20 protein-coding genes and 1 pseudogene are annotated in these 21,237 nt (G+C 43.0%); all 21 read right to left on the reverse strand.

Features of this window, described 5'->3' with window-relative positions:
* Positions 1 to 128 precede the first annotated feature (128 nt).
* Complete coding sequence (locus GQY27_RS08275; protein WP_160033178.1) at positions 129 to 836, reverse strand: DnaD domain-containing protein; 708 nt, start codon at positions 834 to 836, stop codon at positions 129 to 131.
* 20 nt (positions 837 to 856) lie between these two features.
* A pseudogene (gene asnS, locus GQY27_RS08280) lies at positions 857 to 2,152 on the reverse strand (asparagine--tRNA ligase).
* Between the two features lie 30 nt (positions 2,153 to 2,182).
* Positions 2,183 to 3,388 (reverse strand): acetate/propionate family kinase, encoded by a 1,206-nt coding sequence (locus tag GQY27_RS08285; RefSeq protein WP_160033180.1) that lies wholly within the window; start codon positions 3,386 to 3,388, stop codon positions 2,183 to 2,185.
* Positions 3,385 to 4,257, reverse strand: a complete 873-nt coding sequence (locus tag GQY27_RS08290; RefSeq protein WP_160033182.1) for a 3-hydroxyacyl-CoA dehydrogenase family protein — start codon at positions 4,255 to 4,257, stop codon at positions 3,385 to 3,387. The genes GQY27_RS08285 and GQY27_RS08290 overlap by 4 nt, the downstream gene beginning before the upstream one ends.
* A gap of 143 nt (positions 4,258 to 4,400) precedes the next feature.
* Complete coding sequence (locus tag GQY27_RS08295; RefSeq protein ID WP_160033184.1) at positions 4,401 to 5,903, reverse strand: AAA family ATPase; 1,503 nt, start codon at positions 5,901 to 5,903, stop codon at positions 4,401 to 4,403.
* On the reverse strand, positions 5,896 to 6,423 hold the full coding sequence (locus GQY27_RS08300; protein ID WP_160033186.1) for a hypothetical protein: 528 nt from the start codon (positions 6,421 to 6,423) through the stop codon (positions 5,896 to 5,898). Before GQY27_RS08300 ends, GQY27_RS08295 begins: the two co-directional genes overlap by 8 nt.
* Positions 6,424 to 6,611: 188 nt before the next feature.
* A complete protein-coding gene (locus tag GQY27_RS08305) occupies positions 6,612 to 7,130 on the reverse strand; it encodes a cell wall elongation regulator TseB-like domain-containing protein (RefSeq protein ID WP_236570535.1) in 519 nt (172 codons plus the stop codon).
* Positions 7,131 to 7,157: 27 nt separating this feature from the next.
* Positions 7,158 to 8,459, reverse strand: coding sequence for an amidohydrolase (locus GQY27_RS08310; RefSeq protein WP_160033188.1), 1,302 nt, complete (start codon positions 8,457 to 8,459; stop codon positions 7,158 to 7,160).
* On the reverse strand, positions 8,452 to 9,105 hold the full coding sequence (locus GQY27_RS08315) for a redox-sensing transcriptional repressor Rex (RefSeq protein ID WP_160033190.1): 654 nt from the start codon (positions 9,103 to 9,105) through the stop codon (positions 8,452 to 8,454). Before GQY27_RS08315 ends, GQY27_RS08310 begins: the two co-directional genes overlap by 8 nt.
* A 46-nt stretch (positions 9,106 to 9,151) precedes the next feature.
* Positions 9,152 to 12,019, reverse strand: a complete 2,868-nt coding sequence (gene dinG, locus GQY27_RS08320) for an ATP-dependent DNA helicase DinG, 3'-5' exoribonuclease type (RefSeq protein WP_160033191.1) — start codon at positions 12,017 to 12,019, stop codon at positions 9,152 to 9,154.
* 143 nt (positions 12,020 to 12,162) lie between these two features.
* Positions 12,163 to 12,792: a tetratricopeptide repeat protein gene (locus GQY27_RS08325; protein ID WP_160033193.1), complete on the reverse strand. Its 630-nt coding sequence runs from the start codon at positions 12,790 to 12,792 to the stop codon at positions 12,163 to 12,165.
* A gap of 93 nt (positions 12,793 to 12,885) precedes the next feature.
* The gene (gene panD / locus GQY27_RS08330) at positions 12,886 to 13,269 is read right to left on the reverse strand and encodes an aspartate 1-decarboxylase (RefSeq protein ID WP_160033195.1); all 384 of its coding nucleotides are present in this window, start codon (positions 13,267 to 13,269) and stop codon (positions 12,886 to 12,888) included.
* Positions 13,262 to 14,158 carry a pantoate--beta-alanine ligase gene (gene panC, locus GQY27_RS08335; RefSeq protein WP_160033197.1) on the reverse strand — a complete coding sequence of 299 codons (897 nt, stop codon included), beginning with the start codon at positions 14,156 to 14,158 and terminating at the stop codon, positions 13,262 to 13,264. The genes panD and panC overlap by 8 nt, the downstream gene beginning before the upstream one ends.
* A 1-nt stretch (position 14,159) precedes the next feature.
* On the reverse strand, positions 14,160 to 15,032 hold the full coding sequence (gene panB / locus GQY27_RS08340) for a 3-methyl-2-oxobutanoate hydroxymethyltransferase (protein ID WP_160033199.1): 873 nt from the start codon (positions 15,030 to 15,032) through the stop codon (positions 14,160 to 14,162).
* A gap of 434 nt (positions 15,033 to 15,466) precedes the next feature.
* Positions 15,467 to 16,441, reverse strand: coding sequence for a biotin--[acetyl-CoA-carboxylase] ligase (locus GQY27_RS08345; protein WP_160033201.1), 975 nt, complete (start codon positions 16,439 to 16,441; stop codon positions 15,467 to 15,469).
* Positions 16,431 to 17,753, reverse strand: a complete 1,323-nt coding sequence (locus tag GQY27_RS08350; RefSeq protein ID WP_160033203.1) for a CCA tRNA nucleotidyltransferase — start codon at positions 17,751 to 17,753, stop codon at positions 16,431 to 16,433. Before GQY27_RS08350 ends, GQY27_RS08345 begins: the two co-directional genes overlap by 11 nt.
* 41 nt (positions 17,754 to 17,794) lie before the next feature.
* Complete coding sequence (bshA, locus tag GQY27_RS08355) at positions 17,795 to 18,952, reverse strand: N-acetyl-alpha-D-glucosaminyl L-malate synthase BshA (protein WP_160033205.1); 1,158 nt, start codon at positions 18,950 to 18,952, stop codon at positions 17,795 to 17,797.
* Positions 18,953 to 18,996: 44 nt separating this feature from the next.
* A complete protein-coding gene (gene mgsA, locus GQY27_RS08360) occupies positions 18,997 to 19,431 on the reverse strand; it encodes a methylglyoxal synthase (RefSeq protein WP_160033207.1) in 435 nt (144 codons plus the stop codon).
* A 44-nt stretch (positions 19,432 to 19,475) separates the two neighbouring features.
* On the reverse strand, positions 19,476 to 20,279 hold the full coding sequence (gene dapB, locus GQY27_RS08365; RefSeq protein WP_160033209.1) for a 4-hydroxy-tetrahydrodipicolinate reductase: 804 nt from the start codon (positions 20,277 to 20,279) through the stop codon (positions 19,476 to 19,478).
* Positions 20,280 to 20,300: 21 nt separating this feature from the next.
* On the reverse strand, positions 20,301 to 20,834 hold the full coding sequence (locus GQY27_RS08370; protein ID WP_160033211.1) for a tetratricopeptide repeat protein: 534 nt from the start codon (positions 20,832 to 20,834) through the stop codon (positions 20,301 to 20,303).
* Positions 20,835 to 20,886: 52 nt separating this feature from the next.
* The gene (locus tag GQY27_RS08375; RefSeq protein WP_160033213.1) at positions 20,887 to 21,216 is read right to left on the reverse strand and encodes a nucleotide pyrophosphohydrolase; all 330 of its coding nucleotides are present in this window, start codon (positions 21,214 to 21,216) and stop codon (positions 20,887 to 20,889) included.
* Positions 21,217 to 21,237: the final 21 nt, after the last annotated feature.

Below are 21,237 nucleotides of genomic sequence, written 5' to 3' on the forward strand. Positions count from 1 at the left end.
ACCGGTCTGATTTATTCATGAAAAGAAGTAGAAATGACAAAAGGCATTCAGAATGAATACATTCCGAATGCCTTTTGTCTACAATCTGGGCACCCCTTATAAAGGAGTGCCTTATATAACCTATATGATTAACGTCCACCACTACGGAAGCGGGCGGCGTATGCTTTTACATCCTCGGTTGTCTTAACTCTATTACGGCTCCATTCCAGTAATATACGATCAATATATCTGAAATGTACTTTTCCAGCAAACACGGCTTCCTTCAGAGCAAGCAATATCAACTCTTCAGGGTATCGATCCTGATCGATCCAGCCAGAGATCGTTTCATATTCCATGGGAGATAGAGGTCTGCCGAACTCATTCTCAAAAACTCGGAACATATTACGTTCTTCGGCTTCTTCCATCGTTTGTCTTGCATTCTGCTGATAAGGTAATGCTGCTGATTTTCGAGCAACCGCTGGGGAAGATGATTCTTCTTGAAGACATTCCGCAAGTTTTACATATAATCCAAGCACATTATAACGCTCGTATTGTATGCCGCTCGCTTTATCCAAATCTTCGTCTATACTAACAAAACCATCTCTCATCAGCCTCTGTAAGCCACGAGCAACCTGTTCCGGCGGTATGTTCATTCGAACTGCCAATTCCTCAAGCGTCGGAAAATCATTTCCTTCCAGCTGTTGAAATGATATCAGATGTTGGATTAGAAGCATCTCTCCATCTGACAAACCAAGCCGGGTGTAATAACGGAGCAGTGCATAAGGGAGCTGAACGCTCCCCATAGACATCCCGTAAGCAATACCTTTCACCCATGTACCCTCACCTGGTTCGCTCATTTACATACCTCCTAAGGTCCTTACGGATAAAGACGATACAGTGTGCGTGGGAATGGGATTGTTTCACGTACATGATCAAGTCCGCAAATCCAAGCTACTGTACGTTCAAGTCCAAGACCAAATCCGGAGTGAGGAACAGATCCATAGGTGCGAAGATCCAAGTACCACTGATAAGCTTCACGGGAAAGATTATGCTCTTCAAAACGCTCTTCCATCAGTTTCGGATCATCAATACGCTGGGAGCCGCCGATAATTTCGCCGTATCCTTCCGGTGCGATCATGTCTGCACATAATACCACTTCTGGACGGTTCGGATCTGGTTTCATATAGAAAGCTTTAATTCCTGCTGGATAGTGAGTAATGAATACAGGTTTGTCGTATTTTTCGGCAATTGCTGTTTCATGAGGAGCACCAAAATCTTCACCCCATGGAATATCAAAACCTTCTCCTTGCAGGAATGTAATTGCTTCATCATACGTAATACGCGGGAATGGAGCTTTGATATTCTCGAGTTTAGAGATATCACGGCCGATGCTTTCCAGCTCTTTACGGCAGTTTTTCACTACCGACTGTACTACGTGTGAAATGAACTCTTCCTGAATACGCAAGCTTTCTTCATGATCCACAAATGCCATTTCCGGTTCAATCATCCAGAACTCAATCAAGTGACGGCGAGTTTTGGATTTTTCTGCACGGAAAGTAGGACCAAAGGAATACACTTTACCAAGAGCCATTGCAGCTGCTTCCATATAAAGCTGACCGCTTTGTGTCAGGTATGCATCCTCATCAAAATATTTGATGTGGAACAGGTTGGTTGTTCCTTCAGCAGAAGAAGGTGTCAGGATCGGAGGATCTACAATCGTAAATCCATTGGTATCAAAATACTCCTGAACTGCGCGGATAATTTCCGCACGAATCACCATAATTGCACGCTGTTTGTTCGAACGAAGCCACAGGTGGCGATGATCCATCAAGAAATCAACACCGTGTTCTTTCGGCGTAATAGGATAATTTTCAGTTAAATGAATAATTTCAATTCCTGTAACTGTAAGTTCATATCCAGACTGGCTGCGCGGCTCTTCACGAACCACCCCTGTTACATACAGTGAACTTTCTTGGGTGAGGCTTTTCGCGTTGTTCCAAATTTCTTCAGAAACTTCACTTTTCACCACAACCCCCTGGATCTAGCCTGTACCGTCGCGAAGCTGTAAAAATTGTATTTTACCGCTGGAGCGCTTGTTATTGACCCAAGCACCGATCGTTACTGTCTCTCCAACGTGCTTGCTGACATTGCGAATGTCACTTTTCGTGCTCATTCCGATCTCTCCCTGCTTATATATTATTAATTATTGAGTTGCTTCTACAATACGATGTGTATCGCGTGCAATCACAAGTTCTTCATTCGTTGGAATCACGAGAACCTCTACTTTGGAATTTGTTGAAGAGATACGGCGCGGCTCACCAGAACGGATTTTATTCAGCTCTTCGTCTACTTCAACACCAAGGTAAGTAAGCTGCTCAAGTACACGCTGACGAAGCACAACAGAATTCTCTCCAACCCCTGCTGTAAAGACGATAACATCCACACCGTTCATCGCTGCAGCATAGGAACCAATGTATTTACGAAGACGGTACTCATACATATTGAAAGCAAGTGTAGAGTTTGGCTCACCGTTCTCCATTCCTTCTGTAATCTCACGCATGTCACTGCTGATACCGGAGATAGCAAGCAGTCCACTATGTTTATTAAGCATCGAATTCACTTCGTTAATCGTAAGCTCTTCTTTGTTCATCACATAAGGTACAATCGCTGGATCGAGATCCCCGCTGCGTGTTCCCATCATCAGACCTTCAAGAGGAGTCATACCCATCGAAGTATCAACGGAAACCCCATTCTTCACTGCTGTTAAGCTGCCTCCGTTACCTACGTGGCATGTAATGATCTTCAGGTCTTCGATCGGACGATTAAGGAATTCAGCAGCTGCTTTACTTACAAAATCGTGGGAAGTACCGTGTGCACCATAACGACGTACTTTGTACTTGTTATAAAGTACACGTGGAATAGCATACAGGTATGCGTGCTCAGGCATCGTTTGATGGAACGCAGTATCAAATACGACAACCTGCGGGATACCCGGCATATTAAGCTCTGCAGCGTTAATTCCCATCATTGCTGCTGGGTTATGAAGCGGAGCAAGGTCGATCAGACGACGGATCTCAGCTTTTACTTCGTCTGTTACAAGAGCAGATTCTTTAAAAGCTTCCCCGCCGTGCACTACGCGGTGACCTACTGCTTGAATTTCGGAAATCGAGCTCATTACACCGTGTTCTTCATGAGTCAATTTGTCGAGCACTTTACGAATAGCAGTGTTATGCTCAAGAATTTCACTAACTTCTGTAATTTCTTCTTTGCCTGTAGGTTTGTGATTCAAAATAGAAGAATCCATACCAATCCGTTCTACAAGTCCTTTTGCAAGAACAGATTCATTCGTCATGTCATATACTTGATATTTCAGAGAAGAACTCCCTGAATTGATAACTAAAATTTTCATACTCGGTCACCATCCTTGTCGTACTTGAAGAAGCCTTCTCCTGTTTTTACGCCGAGTTGTCCAGCGCGAACCATTTTTTTCAAAACAGTAGATGGTCTATACTTCAGTTCACCAAACTCGCGGAACATTCCATCAAGCGCTGCATGAACAGAATCAAGTCCGAAACGATCCGCCATTTCAAGCGGCCCATGTTGGAATTTGTAACCAATGCGTACTGCTTCATCGATATCTTCTGCAGAAGCAACTCCCTCTTCAAGCAGATGAAGAGCTTCGTTAATGTGAAGGCAGATCAGACGAGAAGTAACAAATCCAGGGGACTCATAAACCATGATCCCTTTTTTGCCTAGCACTTCTTCTACAAACTGTTTTGTTGCATTGAACGTTTCATCTGAAGTTTTAAGACCACGAATAATCTCAACCATATCAATGCTGGAAACCGGATGTGTCCAGTGAAGTCCAATCATACGTTCAGGCGAATTAATGGAACCTGCAAGCTCAGTTAAGCTAAGAGTAGAAGTATTACTAGTCAGAATAATATCTTTACCAATTGCTTCTTCCAGTTTTCTAAAGAGAACTTTTTTCTCTTCCAGATCTTCCGTAATGGTCTCTATGATCAAATCGCAAACAGAAAGTTCCTCATAACTTGTCGTTTTATGGATTCTGGACAAGATCAATTTCTTCTCTGCTTGGGTGATAGCCCACTTCTCTAATTTCTTGTCTAGTCCTGTTTCAATCATTTCTACTGAATGATCTAATTTCTCAGGGGTTTGTTCTACAAGCAAGACGTCGAGGCCTTTGGCTGCAAGCATCTCTGCTATACCTTGGCCCATTGTACCTCCGCCGATAACTCCTATTTTTTTAAACAACATGGTAACTACTCCATCCCTTTCTTGGTCTCTAGTAATTTTTTGTATTCTTCTTTGTCGAAACATGAAGAATACATTTTATGACCCAACATCTAATAATATCTTAGCATGAAACAAAAGTAAAAAAAAATAACCAGCATCATAGATTATGCTGGCAATAATGTACTTTCTTTGAATAATTTGCGAAATTCATCACCAGATAACACTTCTTCTTTAAGCAGGATACTTAATGATTGATCAAAGATAGGACCGTGATCGATAAGCAGCTGTTTTGTACGGGAGAAAAGTTCATTTAATATCGCTGCGTTTTCTTTCGACATGTCCGCTTGGGAGACCATCTCCAGATGCACAATTCCGAGTTCCGTAAGTCCAGAGCTGATCATGGTTTTAACAATATCTAATGCTTGCTCAAAATCATTTCTCGAACCCGTACTGCGGCCCCCATAGTAAATTTCCTCTGCTGCAGCACCGCCAAGTGCTATCATAATTTGAGCTTCTAAAAAGTCTTTGGTGTATAAGTATTGTTCTACTTGCGGGTTATGTCTTACATAGCCTAACGCTTGTCCACGCGGACTTAATGCAACTTGGCCGACACTATTAGGACGTACAGCTTCTGCCGCAATGGCATGTCCTAATTCGTGTACGGCTACCCGTTTTTTCTCATCTTCATTTGACTCTCTGTCTGTTTTTTCACCCATCATCACCTTATCAATGGCCATGGATAGATGTTTTTGTGTAATATACTGGCTATCATCCCGCATCGCATAAATCGCTGCTTCGTTCATTAGACTTTCCAGTTGTGCGCCAGAGAAGCCATAAGATTCTTCCGCAATTTTGTCCATGTTGGTGCTTTTATCAAGCGGCTTGTTTTTGGCATGCAGTTCAAGAATGTGTCTGCGTCCTTTTTTATCCGGCAAGTCCACTTGTATATGTCTATCAAAACGTCCTGGGCGAAGCAAAGCGCTGTCCAGCATTTCTTTACGGTTGGTTGCAGCTATGATTAGAATACGCGGCGCCTCTGATGTATAAATCCCATCCATTTCCGTCAGAAGCTGGTTCAGGGTCTGATCGTATTCACGTTGTTGTCCGCCTTCTCGCTTACCTCCAATAACATCGATCTCATCAATAAAAATAATTGCATTTTCTTTGTTTTCCTTGGCTGCTCGCGTTCTCGCGTCACGGAACAACTCCCGAACACGGCCCGCCCCCACACCTACATACATCTCTACAAATTCACTGCCTGATGTAGCAATAAACACGGAATTCGTGTAATGTGCTGCTGCTTTGGCCATGAGTGTCTTACCTGTTCCCGGAGGGCCGGTTAACAAGATTCCTTTTAAGGGACGGATACCAAATTTCTGTATTTCCTCATGTCTGATTAAAAAATCAAGTGCTTCTCTAAGCTCCTGTTTCGCACTATCTTGACCACCTATTTCCTCAAAAGTGAGCTTCGGCGGGCCTGCCTTTTTTCGTTTTCTTTCACTGCTTGCACCAACGGTCAGACCGCCGCGCATCTGCATGAGAAGAAATACACCTCCAACCAGAAGTCCCATAAGCAATAAAGGAACTACATTAACACCGATATAGACGAGAAATATAATGATGACGGGCGTTGCTCCAATCAAGATTTCCTTGGTCCATTTAGGCATTTGGCCATACCCCCATCGTTGCCGACTGGCGCGGCAGAATAATAAACTTGCTTGCTTCTCCGTCAGATAGACTTACATACACATTCTGATCATCCATATCGTAATCTACTTGTATGCTGCCGTCGCTCATTTTCTGCAGTTCTTCAGGAATCTGCGTATATTGTCTCGTTTCCATTGCTTCTGCCACCGTAAATAAGGCACTTGACCAAAATTCGTCGAGTTCCTCTGTAGAATGATTTTTTACGTCAAGTTTAAGTTTCTTTCCCTTCAAATACGGATTTCCGTCTGTATGAATAAGTTCAACTAGACCCCTAAGATTCGTTTGAGGTTCCAAATCGAGATTCAAAGTCACTTCTTTAGGGGTAATATCTATTTGAACATTGTTGACACCATCGTATGTTGATACCAGTTTGTCAATTGGTTTAATCATAGCCACCTGACGGTAAGCAAACCAGCCTCCAAACAGCAATGTAGCAGTAACGAACAAAGATACTGCAATTGGGATGGGACGCAATTTCAAGTGACAACCTCCCTTGCCTTTTAGTCTTTTTATTGTTTTTACTGTAAATAAAATCTATAAATATAGCATAACATATCGTAAGCATGAAATCTAAACTATGAAATATTTTTCTATGTTACCACATAAAATAACCCCCGAATGATCTATATCGACCATATGGGGGTTATTTGTTATATCTATTTTATTCCTTAATCGGGCAGTTGATATCCATTCCCTATTTCGGTTCCATCACTAAATTGGTAGAATCGATACACATATTTGCCATCTTGCTTATAAAAGAGCTGCCATACATATGTTTTATTGTAGTAGCTTGGATGCAAATGAATAATCTCTATATTGCCTAACTCTGCAGCGATTTTGGCGAACATTTCATCTTCAGAGAAACTATTCTCAATGAGTTCAGTATGAACACTGTTTTTCCCACTCACTGGTTTATGATCCATCCCGAACTGAACCCAGACCATAATTGGCTTACTCTCGCTGTTCGTGCCTTCAATCGTCCAATAGATCGACTCTTCTCCCCAAACCGATTTCTGCGTTTTTGTAACGGATGTAAGCTGTGTCTGCTGCTCTGCAATCGACACCGCCAGATCTCTTTCCGCCCACTGATCTTTCATTACGTAAACATAAAATTGATAAATTCCAAATAAAATTAGTAATACGGTAAGAATACTAATGTATATCCACTTTTTCCGATTTCTCCTCAAGGCGGGACTCCCTTCTCACCCTTCGCCCTAGCGGGCTTTCAGTCCTTTAAATGCAGATTCTGCTTCACGCTTAATACGTTCTTCATCTAAAGTAAGAGCTTCACCATCTTTTAACAACTGCTTGCCATCCACCCAAACATGTTTTACGTCTTTAGCACTTGCCGAGTATACAACATGAGAGATCAAATCTGAATATGGCAAAAAGTGCGCCTGATCTAAATCAATCGCTATAAAATCTGCTTTTTTGCCTGCTGCAAGCGTTCCCGTATCTTCAACATAGATCGATTTTGCTCCGTATTCTGTTCCCATACGTAGAGCTTCTGTCGCTGGAACCGCCGTTGGGTCACCAGAGACTCCTTTATGGATAAGGGCTGCGAGACGCATCTCTTCAAACATGTCTAGATTATTATTGCTTGCAGGTCCATCCGTTGCTAAGGATACAACAACCCCCGCTTTTAATAGATCCGGAACTCGAGCTACACCGCTGGCAAGTTTGAGGTTACTTCCTGGATTGTGCGCTACAGCCACATTATATTTAGCAAGAATCTCAATTTCTTCGTCAGTTAAATGAACCGCATGCGCCACGAGAGATGGACGGGAGAAGAAGCCCAATTTCTCTAAGTGAGCAACCGGACGGAGTCCATAATCTTTCACATTCTGCTCTACCTCTGCCTTTGTCTCAGACATGTGCGTATGAAGCGGCAGGTCCAAGTCATGTGCTGCCTGAACAAATTTCTCAATAAACTCAGGACCACATGTATACGGTGCATGAGGTGACAACATCGTAGTAATTCTGCCATTCGCCTGCCCGTTCCATTCCTTAGCAAAAGAAGTCGCTTCAGCAAGTTTAGCAGCTCGCAGTTCATCTGAACCGAATCCAATAACACCGCGCATCAGGCTTGCACGTATCCCTGACTCCTCTACTACTTTAGCCACTTGATCCATCTGATCATACATGTCTAGAAAAGCGGTTGTGCCCCCTTTAATCATCTCCAGGATCGACAAGGAAGCTCCCCAATATACATCGTCTGCCGTGAACTTCTCTTCCATTGGCCACATTTTTTCTTGAAGCCAAATTTGGAGTGCAAGGTCATCTCCATATCCTCTCAGAAGAGACATAGCAGCGTGACCGTGCGTATTGATTAGACCAGGAATAAAGAGTAGATTTTTCCCGTCAAAAACGGTTGTTTCTTCCTCCCCCTCAGGGAGTTTCTCGCCTATGTAGACAATCTTATCATTCTCTACAAGCATATACCCTTTTACGATTCGCCATTCTGGATCACTAACTGCGAATTGTCCGTTCTTAATAAGCCATTTATGACTATTCATCCTCTGTAACTTCCTTTCCTTCTTCGCTTTCCAGATAATAAGCAAGGCTTAATAGATCTGTTGTGAAATCGGCCGTATGGATCCGAATATGCGGCGGAGCTTTAATAATAATCGGTGCAAAATTAAGTATGGCCTCTATACCTGCTTCAACCATGCAATCCGCTACACGCTGAGCTTCAAAATCAGGCACCGTAATGATGCCAATCCGGATATTACGTTCTTTCACTGTATCCTGTAACTCTTCCATTGGTTGCACCGTAAGTGTATTGATCATCGTTCCAATTTTTTTATCATACGAGTCAAACACGGCAACAATCTTCATATTGTCTTTTACATAGCGGTTATAGTTAGATAAAGCTTGACCGAGATTACCTGCTCCAACGAGGGCAACATTGATGACTTGGTCAATTTTGAGAATTTGACGAATTTTATCGATAAGATAAGCAACGTCATATCCGATTCCTTTCCGTCCAAAATCACCAAAATAAGCTAAATCTTTACGGATCTGAGCTGGATTTAAATCCAGTTTAAGTCCGAGTTCTTGAGAGGATACCGTTGTCACTTCTCTTTTAAATAGCTCCTGCAGATAACGCAGATATACGGGCAGCCGGCGAACGACTGCCTCTGAAATTTTATCCGACTTCAATGTTAACTCCCCCTTACATCAAAACACAAATTACTTATGTTCCGTCTTATTCTTTATTCGTTTCATGTTCCATCAGCCATTCACTAATCCTTGGAACCATTTTTTCCGTAACCATGTGTTCCATTTTGGGACCTGGCAGGGAGTACAAAAAGTACTTTCCATAATAGGATTCAATAACCCTTGTATCATAAACGATAACGATACCTCTGTCCTGTGCTGTACGAACGAGCCGTCCAAAACCTTGTTTGAACCGGATCACTGCCTGTGGAACAGAAAGTTTCATGAAAGGGTTTTTCTTTTCTTTTTCCAAGAGTTCACTTTTTGCTTCCACTACCGGATGGCTGGGCGGCTGAAAAGGCAGCCGTACGATCGCAAGGCAAGTTAAAGCTTCTCCTGGAATATCTACACCTTCCCAGAAGCTGCTTGTTCCAAGCAAGACAGAAGCCTTAGCCTCTTGGAATCGACGTGTAAGTTTTGTCCGGCTGCCTGTATCTACCCCTTGTCCAAGCACCGTGATGTCACTAGCTGCAAGTGCTTCTTTTAGAGGTTCATGCACTTGTCTCAGCATACGGTAGGATGTAAACAACACTAACATTCTGCCTTTGGTTGCCTTCGCTGTCTCCGCAAGTGAAGTCACCAGCATACTTACAAAGTGATCATCCCCTACACTTCCTTTTACGCTTGGAAAATCGCGGGGAATGACAAGAAGTGCCTGATCCCTATAATTAAATGGCGATGGCAGCAAGGACGTCAAAAGCCTGCCTTTTTCCTGTGCCTCTGATAGTCCCAGCTGATCGATCATAAATTGAAATGACTTGTCTACAGATAACGTAGCAGAGGTCAGGATCACACTGTGTTTTTTATCAAAAAACAGTTCCTTCAAATGTGAACTTACATCGACAGGAACTGCGTATAGCTGCAGGGACTTACTTCTAAACTGACCGCTTGCTTCAAGCCAGTATACGGTACCTGTATCGTCAAGCCGCATAAAGAGTCTCAGATTATCCCTAAGTTCTGCTAAATCTCTGACAAGACCTGTGATATCCGTAATGAGACTATCTGATGCATAATCATCTAGTTCTTCTCTCACTTCTCCAAGGAGCTTATCGGCTTTGCGAACCATCTCGCCTACTGTGACATAAAACTGATTTTCATGTTTTGAGATTTTGTCCCATGCTTTTGGCTTTGCTTGCGGCTTCAGTCTTAGCGAGAACTGTCCCGAATCTCCTGGCGCAGCATCCATTCTCTCTGGTAACAGCTTAAATAGCATATCACTCAGTGTATCCCATTCTTCTTTCGCTTCAAGAGCAAATGGGAACAATTCGTCAATAGCTGAAGTCCATTCCACGTATTTCTCATGTCCTGACTGAACGATTTGCTGATGAAGTGCAGGAAACTGACCGTTACGACTATCCTTAAACAGTCTTGTTAGCGTATGGACCACTGAGAAATATTTCATATGCATCCCTAGATGTTTACCAGCTACGTCTTCTAAATGATGAGCTTCATCAATCACTAAATAGTCATAACTTGGAAGCAGTTGATGGCTGGCTTTCACATCTGTAAACAGTTTCGAGTGATTGGTAATTACAACATCTGCAATTCCCGCTTCATGACGTGCACGATGATAAAAACATTTTTTAAACCAAGGACAGCTCCGTCCTAAACAGGATTCAGACTCGCTTTGCACGGTCTCCCAGAAATCTGTTCCCCGGTGGCTTAAGTTTAGTTCTTCATCATCTCCGGTTTCTGTTTGCGTGAGCCAGACGAGCATCTGGGCAGCTGTAAACACATCTTCTTTGGGTGTAGCAAATTCTTTATTATTCAGCTTCTGTTCAAACTTACGCAGACAAAGATAATGTCCGCGACCTTTGAAGATCGCTGCTTTAAAAGGAAAAGGAATGACTTTTGTTAACAAAGGAAGATCACGTTCACGCAGTTGTTCCTGCAGATTTATCGTGTGTGTACTTACCGTAACCTTCGTCTCCTGCTTAACACTTTGGTAAATTGAAGGCAACAAATATCCAAGGGATTTACCTGTTCCTGTTCCCGCCTCAATTAGTAAATGCTTGTCCTCATATAGTGCTTTATTCACTTCGTCGAACATCATATTTTGCGCTTCCCTTTGTTCATAGTTGGGAAGTTTTTCTTTTAAGTTCTGTTGGACCTTCTCCATATACTTGCTAAACGATTGATTCTCCAAAGGGTTCGGCGCATGTTCGTCCCGTGGCGGAGCAATCGTAGACCAATCATCAATGGCGAGCGCAAGTTGCCTGTAGTATTTCTGACCGTCCAGATCCTGAATCGGCTCGCTTTCCTTCTCTGCCAGCAGTCCATCTAAAAACCAGCCGAAATCACTTTCCTCTACAGGAAAGAGGTCCGAAAGACGCTGCAGTGTAATCAAAGGTAAACCTCTCAGTTCGTCGATGCTTTTCAGAAATACATGAGCAGTTGCCAGTGCATCGCTATCCGCTTGGTGTGGTCTGTCATGTTCAAATCCAAATTCAGTGGAAACATAACCCAGCTGGTAAGAGGAAAGCGAAGGAAAACAAACTTTCAAAAAGTCCATCGTATCCAAAATACGGCCTGTAAACGGCAGGTATCCGCATCGATCTAACGCATTTTGCAAAAAGTAAAAATCAAAAGCTACATTATGACCAACAAGTACAACATCATCCAGCAATGGAACAAGTTCCATCATCATTTCTTCAAGATGAGGTGCATCTTTGACATCGTCGTCCGAAATTCCAGTAAGTCCAGTAATAAAAGGTGGAATGGGAACGCCAGGATTGACATAAGAGCTGTATGTCTCTTTTATACTTAAATCATGATCTATTATGGTAAGTCCAACCTGGGTAATTTCTCCATCAGACTGGGTACCTGTTGTTTCAAAATCAAGCACGGCAAATTTCATTACAATTAAACGTTCCCTTCATCCAGTCTCTTTAGTAGCATAGCAAAAAAAAAGACTTTTGAACATTAGAGCACAAAAAAATGACGATGCCAAATGAAGAGACATCGCCTTTTTGATGCACTGCACTGCCTTTTGATTCATCTCTAGGAGAGAGCAAGCAACTGGGTTCCATAATGGAGTTTTCCGCTATTAGATCTGCATGCTTCCAGATTATACAGCGGCTCTTGCAAACTAGGATCAAGCTTTAGAGAAAGTGCAAAACAGGAAAGAGCTTTCTCAAGATCCGTATGTTTGGCATGGATACAGCCAAGTGCATTATATGCCAGCGCTTTAAGTCTAGGCTGATCGCTGTTCAGCAAAATTCGATTCAGTTCCTTTGCAGCCACATGTGTTTCTTCTAAATGAAGATACGACACAGCTAAATACAGACGAGACATTAAACTTTCCGGGTACAATTCAACGACTTTGTTAAATTCTTCAGCCGCGTGTTTATACATAAGAAGCTTAAAATAACCCTGTCCTTTGACAAAAGATTGAAGCTTGAGTTCTGGAATCATGGTAAAGGGATCCGTTCCGCGGAACAAACCGCTTTCCCGTATCCGAGCCATTTTTTCTTCGAATGACATCCACTCATCCATAATTCCATCGCTCATCTGTTTTAGCAAATTCCACTTTCGTAACATTTCTTGTTTCTTAACGGCAGGTGCAGCAGAATAATACTTTTCAATCTCATCAAGCGCATCATTCATTTCGGCGAATAAATAGTGAAACATGGCTTGCATCCCACCCTCGGTAAAATGGATTAGTGCAGTAACCTAATCACATTTTCTGCGTAATGGGCAGTTTTCATTCCTTATTCCCATGGATTACATGATCGTAGCGTGAACTTCCTGTTGAACCGTTTGAACCGGTTTGTTCGCATCATTAACAAATACAACAGTAGGCTTATGACTTGCCATCTCTGCTGCATCCATCATCGCATAAGAGATAATAATAACCGTATCTCCTGGCTGAACGAGACGAGCTGCAGCACCGTTCAGACAAATCGTTCCAGAACCGCGCGGGCCGGGAATAACATAAGTCTCTAATCTGGCTCCATTATTGTTATTCACAATCTGTACTTTCTCGTTCTCAAAAATATCCGCTGCTTCCATTAGATCGCGGTCAATGGTAATACTTCCTACATAATTCAAATTTGCCTCTGTTACAGTTGCACGATGTATTTTAGATTTCATTAAAGTTCTAAACATGCGAGACCACCTTCACTTTCTGTAAACGATGATTATCGATCAGACGAGTTTTGCCGAATTTAACGGCTAATGCAACAATCACATCTTCTAGATCGGTAAGTTTCTGTTCTTCATCTATCGGCTGTAAGCCGGGGAATGTCAAAATTTCCACATAGTCAATCACGGCAACAGGTGATTTCTTGATCTCTGCGGTAACCAGGCTGCGAAGCTCACCAATGGTGATATCCGCACGTTCTTTACTTGCTTTCTCAGCAAGTGCAAGGGAACGTGATAAGCAGAGAGCCTGCGAACGTTCCTCACTGCTCAAATAGACGTTACGAGAGCTCAAAGCAAGCCCGTCGTCCTCTCTCATAATCGGGCAAGGAACAATGGTTACAGGTATATTCAAATCCGCAACCATTTGCGACAGCACTGCCACTTGCTGCGCATCTTTCATACCAAAAAATGCGAAATCAGGCTGAACGATATTGAACAGTTTGGCAACAACCGTAGTTACGCCGTCAAAGTGACCTGGACGAGAAGCACCGCATAGGCGTTCTGTCAGACCAGCGACTTGAATCGTCGTCTTCGTAGGCTGTGGATACATTTCTTCAACCGAAGGAATAAATACAATATCCACTCCTTCTTTTTCAGCTACCGCAAGATCTCTCTTCTCATCACGCGGGTAACTTTCGAAATCCTCATTTGGACCAAACTGGATTGGGTTCACAAAAATACTAAGAACAACAATATCCGTTTTGTTTCTTGCTTGTTTCATCAAACTGGCATGACCTTCATGCAGGTAACCCATTGTAGGCACAAAACCAACCGTTACTTCGGGTTTTGAAATCTGCTTTTTCATCCCTGCAATTTGTGATCTTAGTTCCTGAATACAACGAACGGTAATCATCTTAGTTGTCCACCTCTGCTTTATGATTTCCGTACAGCGATTCAACGACACCGTCTTCTGCCGTAAATACATGCTCTTCAGCTGGGAAAGATCTTTCTTTTACTTCTTTAACGTAACTCGCAATGCTCTCACGAATGAGGGAACCTACATCACTGTACGTTTTCACAAATCGTTTCGGAATATAAGGAGAAGCATACTGAACAATATCATGGAACACAAGAACTTGCCCATCGCACCCTCGACCTGCACCAATACCAATGGTTGGGATGCTCAGCTCGCGGGAGATTGCTTCCGCTACTTCTTCAGTTACAAGCTCCAGTACTACTGCAAAAGCACCTGCTTTTTCTAGAGCCTTAGCGTCTTCAAGCAGTCGTTTTGCATCTTGCGCGTCTTTTCCTTGTACCCGGAATCCACCAATTTGATTCACAGACTGAGGCGTTAGTCCAATGTGTCCAAGAACAGGAACACCTGCGGAAACAATGGTACGAACGGTGTCTGCAATCTCAGCTCCGCCCTCCAGTTTTACGGCATGGGCATGCCCTTCCTGCATTAATCTGCGAACACCGCGCAAGCTTTCGTCGATGCTGCCGTGATACGTCATAAAAGGCATATCGGCAACAATAAATGTATGCTCAGCCCCGCGTGCAACCGAGCGGCTGTGGTAAACCATATCATCGAGTGTTACAGGAATTGTGGAGTTATATCCAAGCACAACGTTACCAAGTGAATCTCCTACAAGAATCATATCCACTCCCGCTTCCTCAGCAAGTAACGCGGAAGGATAATCGTAAGCAGTCACCATTGTGATCGGCTCTTTATTTTCTTTCATTTTTTTCATTTTCACGATATTAAGTGGTTTTTTTACTGCAGCCATTTGGATGTGGCTCCCTTCTGTTCTGATATTGACCGTAAGTCTTTAGATGTTCAAAAAGCGTAATGTCCTACGGATTCTCATCAGCTGGGCCCTGGAGGTTTAGATATTAAACACACAAAAAAACCTTTTAGTTGTCACTAAAAAGGTCCCAAAAGTCAAAAAAGAGTCACTTAACGATCGTCCCTTCTGTCTCGGTCCTCTTCGGCTCAGAGCAGAATCCAACAAACCTATAAATATAGTTTACAAAGCAAACTAACTTATTGAGTGCAATTCAAATGGTAATCATTTAATACCGCCTCAAGAAGAAAGTATACCAAAAAAAGATCAAATGTCTATGCCTCGGAATAATTAATCTAAAGCATACAGGATGAACCATAAAAAGATGGATGGAGAAGCCATCCTGTTATCACATATGCTTACAAAGCTTGCTGCCCTTATTGTATTATCTCCACTTCACCGGAAAAAATAGTAGAATTCGTTCCTTCTTCCGTCAAAACCATAAGGCCTCCGCTGTCGGATAAACCAATTGCCGTTCCTTCGATCACCTGGTTGAGTGCTACCGAGCGTACTTGTTTCCCAATAGAGGCTGATAAAGCTTCCCACTCTCTCAAGATCGGAGCAAATCCTTCCTTCTCATACTGCAAATATCTTGTTTCGAGTTCATTCATCACTTCACCGATCAGTTTGGACCGAGACACAGAAGTTCCCGCTTCCATTCGCAGAGAAGTAGCTATACTTCGCAGTTCTTCTGGATAATCCTGTTCAGACAAATTAACATCAATGCCAATCCCTGCAATACAATATCTAACCTTGTTATCTTCGGTAGCTGCTTCAAGAAGAATACCGCACACTTTACGGCCGCCAATTAAAATATCATTTGGCCATTTGAGTCCTGCTTCCACTCCCGTAACTTTTCGAATCGCACTGCAGACTGCTACGCCTGTTAACAACGTTAACTGAGGCATAAATCTAACCGGCAATTCCGGACGTAACACCAGGCTCATCCAGATGCCTTTTCCAGCAGGAGAGAACCAGCTGCGTCCAAGACGCCCTCGCCCGCTCGTCTGCATATCGGAGATTACCAGCGTTCCTGCTTCGGCTCCTTCTTCTGCAAGTTTGATTGCTTCGATCTGCGTAGAGGTTGTTGATTCCAGAAGATGAAGCTTGCTTCCAAAAACGGCTGTGTTTATATTTTGCATAAGATCCTTATGCTCATACTCATCGGGTTTGTAGAGTAAACGATATCCTTTACGGGACACCGCTTCGAATTCATAACCGAGCTCACGCAATTGGTTAATTTGTTTCCATACCGCAGCTCTGCTGATGGATAATCGGTTACTGATTTCTTCTCCGGAAAGAAAGCCATTTGACTTTTCATCAAATAGATCGAGCAACAATTTAAACTTCATCTTCAATCACCTTCTTCGCTGCATCTAATAATGAATCGTGGTCATTAGGAATCTGTCCCAGTGCTACAACATGTAAAAGTCTCTTCATGGTTAAACCGAGCCAAGGCCCGCCCTTGCGCCCTGTGACTCTCATCAAGTCAGCCCCTCCGAGCGCCAGATCTTTTACGTGATATACATTCATTTCAGCAGTCCAATCTTCCGCTTTAAGAAGCAGCAAGGGACAAAGGTTGCGATACGCAGGAGAAAAGATATCCTCTTCAACTGCTATTCCCCTATTGATCAGTATCCAGTCTTGAGCCGCTTCTCTTCCAAACCGAAGAACAAGGGGGATCCAGTCTGTACGCAGCAAACTCAAAAGTTCTGTTTTCTCAAGCTGCTCCATATTTAAGGCGAGCTTTTCAAACAAACTCAAAATATGCTCATGAAAGGCTAACATATTTGTTATTCGATCACGTGCTTCGCCTGAAAATGTCCATTCCCGAAGTAAGGAACCAGCCTCCGATGAACCCATCTCAAGTAACAACAGCAACATTTCATAGCGATAAATTGCTTGCTGCGGAAGTTTATCTAGATATCCAGTAAGATTGCGGTCCAATGAAGCAAGACGAACGGGAGACTTTACATATTCTAAAATGCGGCTGTCCATTAGAAGCTCAACACCTTTAGAAGGAAAAGGACCCGCCATCATTTTATCCATCTCCGTACGAACTCGTTCCATCGCTATGTAAGCGAGTTTATCACGCTGACGAATCATTCCCGACCAAGTATCTGTCTCCAGCCCAAAATTGAAAACGGAAGCAAAACGAACGCCTCTCATGATGCGAAGGGCGTCTTCTTCAAATCTTTCTTCTGGGGTCCCGACACACTTAACAGTACCTTGTTTAATATCCTCTTGACCGGAAAAAGGATCGAGCAAATCGCCGGTTACATTACGGGCAATCGCATTCATCGTAAAGTCTCTTCGTTTTAAATCGTCTTCTACTCGATCCACAAATTGTACTTCGGTCGGGCGGCGAAAATCTTCATAACCGCTCTCCGTACGAAAAGTCGTAACTTCATAATGATGTCCGTTACTTCGCACCGTAACTGTCCCATGCTGAAGCCCGGTAGGAATGGAGTCCGGAAAGAGAGCAATAACCTGTTCAGGCGTTGCCGAAGTTGTGATGTCCATGTCCGTAACCGTTCTATGCATAAGCTCGTCCCGCACACACCCACCAACAAAAAAGGCATCGTAACCCTGCTCGTTTAGTTTTTGCAGCACTTGTTCTCCCCCAGCGGCCATTGCTGGAAGCGTATAATTCCACTTCTTCATTCCACTTACTCCTTTACCGAACCTCATCCACACAGGATTTTTTATAAAATTGATGCCGGTTTTTGTGTTAATACCCGATTATAAATTCGTTCATACTGTTCCGTTATTTTATCAATATTAAAGTTAACGCTTGCTCTTTCAAGACAAGCTTTTTTGAATTTGTTCATCAGTTCACCATCTGTTAGCAAGCGGACAGCATCTTTTGCCATTTGTTCCGTATCTCCAATCGGGGATAACATCCCTGTTTGGCCGTGTAATACGAGTTCTGGAATTCCGCCTGCAGTAGATCCGATCGTGGGTACACCGCAAGCCATTGCTTCAAGAGCAACAAGACCAAAGCTTTCTTTTTCAGATGGAAGTAATAATAGATCAGCCATTGAAATTACCTGGGCCACATCATCTTGCTTTCCGAGAAAGAGAACTTTTTCAGATAGACCAAGCTCCTGGATTTTACACTGAATTTTAGGTAAGTCTGGTCCTTCACCAACAAGGATCAGCTTCGCGGGAAGCTCTCGCTGAACTTTTGCAAACACATCAATCACATCCAGGGTTCGCTTCACTGGACGGAAATTAGAAATATGCATGAGCACTTTCTCTTGATCACTTACATAATCTCTCCGCAAAGATGAAACTTCTCTTGGATAATACACTCTCTCATCCACAAAATTATACGTAAGATCAATATCTCGCGTAATATCAAGCAGTTCATGTGTCTCGTGAATTAAATCATTTGAGACCGCTGTGACCGCATCACTTTTATTAATAGCCAGCTGTATCAAGTCTTTGAGTGATTCATCCTGTGCAAGTACCGTAATATCCGTTCCATGCAGAGTGGTCACGACTTTTAAATCATCCGGCACCATTTGTTTGGCCAAATAGGCACATACCGCATGAGGTACCGCATAATGCACATGAAGCAAGTCGAGCTGCTGTGCTTTGGCTACTTGAGCCATTTTTGTAGCTAATGACAAATCATAAGGAGGATAGCGAAAGACGTAATAATCGTTCACTTCCACCTCGTGATAAAATACGTTTTTATGGAATTGTCCAAGTCGAAAAGGTATACTGTTCGCAATAAAATGAACCTGATGCCCTCTTTCGGCGAGCCTTTTTCCAAGCTCAGTTGCTACGACACCCGAACCGCCTAGAGACGGATAACAGGTAATCCCGATTTTTAAGTGTTTACCCGCTTGACTCAAAGAAGGGCCTCCTTTTACTTAAGAATAATAAATTTTCCGAATTACTATTCGGAAATTGTACCGTCGGTACCTGGTTTATATTTATGTACAAGCTGACGCCATGCGAAATCTCCACGATCCAGCGCCTTCACCAAAATTTCAGCCGTAGCTACATTGGTAGCAAGCGGAATTCCTTGGACATCACATAGACGAAGTAATGCATTGATATCCGGTTCATGCGGCTGTGCCATTAATGGATCGCGCAGGAAAATGATTAAGTCCATCTCATTTTGAGCAACAAGTGCACCAATCTGCTGGTCACCGCCAAGCGGGCCTGACATAAAGCGATGAATTTTCAAATTGGTACCTGCCATGATACGCTGCCCGGTTGTCCCCGTTGAATAAAGCTGGTGTCCAACAAATACGTGTTCATATGCTGTTACAAAGTTAACCATTTCATCTTTTTTACGGTCATGTGCAATAAAAGCGATTTTCAACATATCTGTTCTCTCCCTATGTCTATAAATTGAGGCTTTTCAAACTACTAGTCTATAAAATGATCGAATCCATAAACCATTCCGGTATATTCCATTACTTTTTGAATCCCGATCTTAACGCCTGGCATATAACCGGCACGCTCATAGGAGTCGTGTCTAATCTTCAGCGTTTGTCCGAAGTCACCAAAAATAACTTCTTGCTGCGCAAATACACCCGGAAGCCTAACACTATGAATACGGAAACCATTGTAGTACCCGCCGCGTGATCCTTCAATTGTTTCTTCTTCTTTTGGATTTCCTTGACGGATTTCTTTGCGATTCTCTGCGATCATCTCAGCTGTTTTTACAGCCGTTCCTGATGGTGCATCGAGTTTCTGATCTCCGTGATATTCAATAATTTCGAGGTTTGGCAAATATTTCGCCGCTTGTGCAGCAAATTTCATCATCAGGATCGCTCCAATTGAGAAATTCGGTGCGATTAGGCCGCCAATCCCTTGTTTTTCACATTGCTTGTCCAGTTCCGTAATCTGTTCGGTCGTAAAACCGGTTGTCCCCATGACAGGTCTTACCCCATGAGAAATGGCCAGGGAGGTATGCTCATAAGCATATTGAGGTGTTGTGAAATCAACCATGACATCAGCATCGGTCTGACTCAGCGCTTTTTCAAGCTGATCCATAACGAGGATTCCGCAAGGTTCAAGTCCTACCAGTTTGCCGGCATCCGTACCTGCTTCGGAACGGTTCACTGCAGCAACAAGTTCTAATTCCTCATCCTGAAGCACAAGTTTAACAACCTCGCGCCCCATGCGCCCCCCTGCACCTACAACAATAACTTTAATTTTATCAGCCAAAACGAACACTCCTTAGATTGACTAGGTTGGTTTCTGGAAATATGTTCTCATCCGTTTATTAAAATCATGCAATAGATCTGTTAATTGTTCATTTTGAGGTTCCATCGCGATTGCTTCCTTTAATACAGCAATAGCCAGTATATATTCATTTATCTCGGCATATGCAATGGCGAGCCATACATACGCTTCTGTGTAGAGCGGATCCAGCGTAATCGCCTGTTTCAATTGCTCCAGTGCCTTATCGTAATTCTTCTTTGGATCTGCATTTGACGACTCAATGAGAACACGAGACATGGCAGTCAGCTTTTTGGACTGGAGACGATTGATGTGGATGAGATATTCAATATGCCCTGGTGCGATCTCAGCTGCTTTGTTCGCGTGAACAAAAGCCTGATCAAGCTTTCCATTACGAGCATACGTAATCGAGCAGCGATAATGAATTTCTGGATTATTAGGTTCCTCTGCTAATGCCGTTTCAAACCAGTAGACAGCCCGTTCAAAGTCATTATGAAAAATGGCTTTATACGCTTCTTGAATGTAGTCGTCAGCCTTCACGTTAGCTTGCACCTCCCGTATCGTCGGTCAGTACAGCATATGTAAGAATGGCCTAATCGGTGTCCTTTTTCGTCCAGCGATCCTTATCTCGCGTATTAAATTTGTGCATCACTTTATCATGAGCTTCGGTTAGATCTATTCCGAGCGAATTGGCAAAACAAATGGTTATAAACAAAATGTCACCAAGCTCCAGTTCTATGGAATTGTCTGCTTCCGTTGCTTTTTTAGGTTTTTCTCCGTACTCGTGTTTGACTTCACGTGCCAGTTCTCCAACTTCTTCCGTCATTCGAGCGAGCATCGTCAGCGGGCTGAAATAACCTTCTTTAAACTGGGAAATGTAATCGTCCACTTCTTTTTGCATTTCTAATAAAGTTTTTTCCATGTGAGCATACTCCTTACTAAC

The sequence above is a fragment of the Paenibacillus sp. An7 genome (assembly GCF_009870785.1).
Lineage (GTDB): Bacteria > Bacillota > Bacilli > Paenibacillales > Paenibacillaceae > Paenibacillus.

Coding starts and splice junctions, on each gene's coding strand:
- GQY27_RS08285 (WP_160033180.1), bottom strand. CDS start 3,388: ATGAAAATTTTAGTTATCAATTCAGGGAGTTCTTCTCTGAAATATCAA.
- panD (WP_160033195.1), bottom strand. CDS start 13,269: ATGTTTAGAACTTTAATGAAATCTAAAATACATCGTGCAACTGTAACA.
- dinG (WP_160033191.1), bottom strand. CDS start 12,019: ATGAAATTTGCCGTGCTTGATTTTGAAACAACAGGTACCCAGTCTGAT.
- GQY27_RS08375 (WP_160033213.1), bottom strand. CDS start 21,216: ATGGAAAAAACTTTATTAGAAATGCAAAAAGAAGTGGACGATTACATT.
- GQY27_RS08295 (WP_160033184.1), bottom strand. CDS start 5,903: ATGCCTAAATGGACCAAGGAAATCTTGATTGGAGCAACGCCCGTCATC.
- panC (WP_160033197.1), bottom strand. CDS start 14,158: ATGATTACCGTTCGTTGTATTCAGGAACTAAGATCACAAATTGCAGGG.
- mgsA (WP_160033207.1), bottom strand. CDS start 19,431: ATGTTGAAAATCGCTTTTATTGCACATGACCGTAAAAAAGATGAAATG.
- GQY27_RS08345 (WP_160033201.1), bottom strand. CDS start 16,441: ATGAAGTTTAAATTGTTGCTCGATCTATTTGATGAAAAGTCAAATGGC.
- GQY27_RS08290 (WP_160033182.1), bottom strand. CDS start 4,257: ATGTTGTTTAAAAAAATAGGAGTTATCGGCGGAGGTACAATGGGCCAA.
- GQY27_RS08310 (WP_160033188.1), bottom strand. CDS start 8,459: ATGAATAGTCATAAATGGCTTATTAAGAACGGACAATTCGCAGTTAGT.
- GQY27_RS08350 (WP_160033203.1), bottom strand. CDS start 17,753: ATGAAGAAGTGGAATTATACGCTTCCAGCAATGGCCGCTGGGGGAGAA.
- GQY27_RS08275 (WP_160033178.1), bottom strand. CDS start 836: ATGAGCGAACCAGGTGAGGGTACATGGGTGAAAGGTATTGCTTACGGG.
- GQY27_RS08325 (WP_160033193.1), bottom strand. CDS start 12,792: ATGTTTCACTATTTATTCGCCGAAATGAATGATGCGCTTGATGAGATT.
- panB (WP_160033199.1), bottom strand. CDS start 15,032: ATGGCTGCAGTAAAAAAACCACTTAATATCGTGAAAATGAAAAAAATG.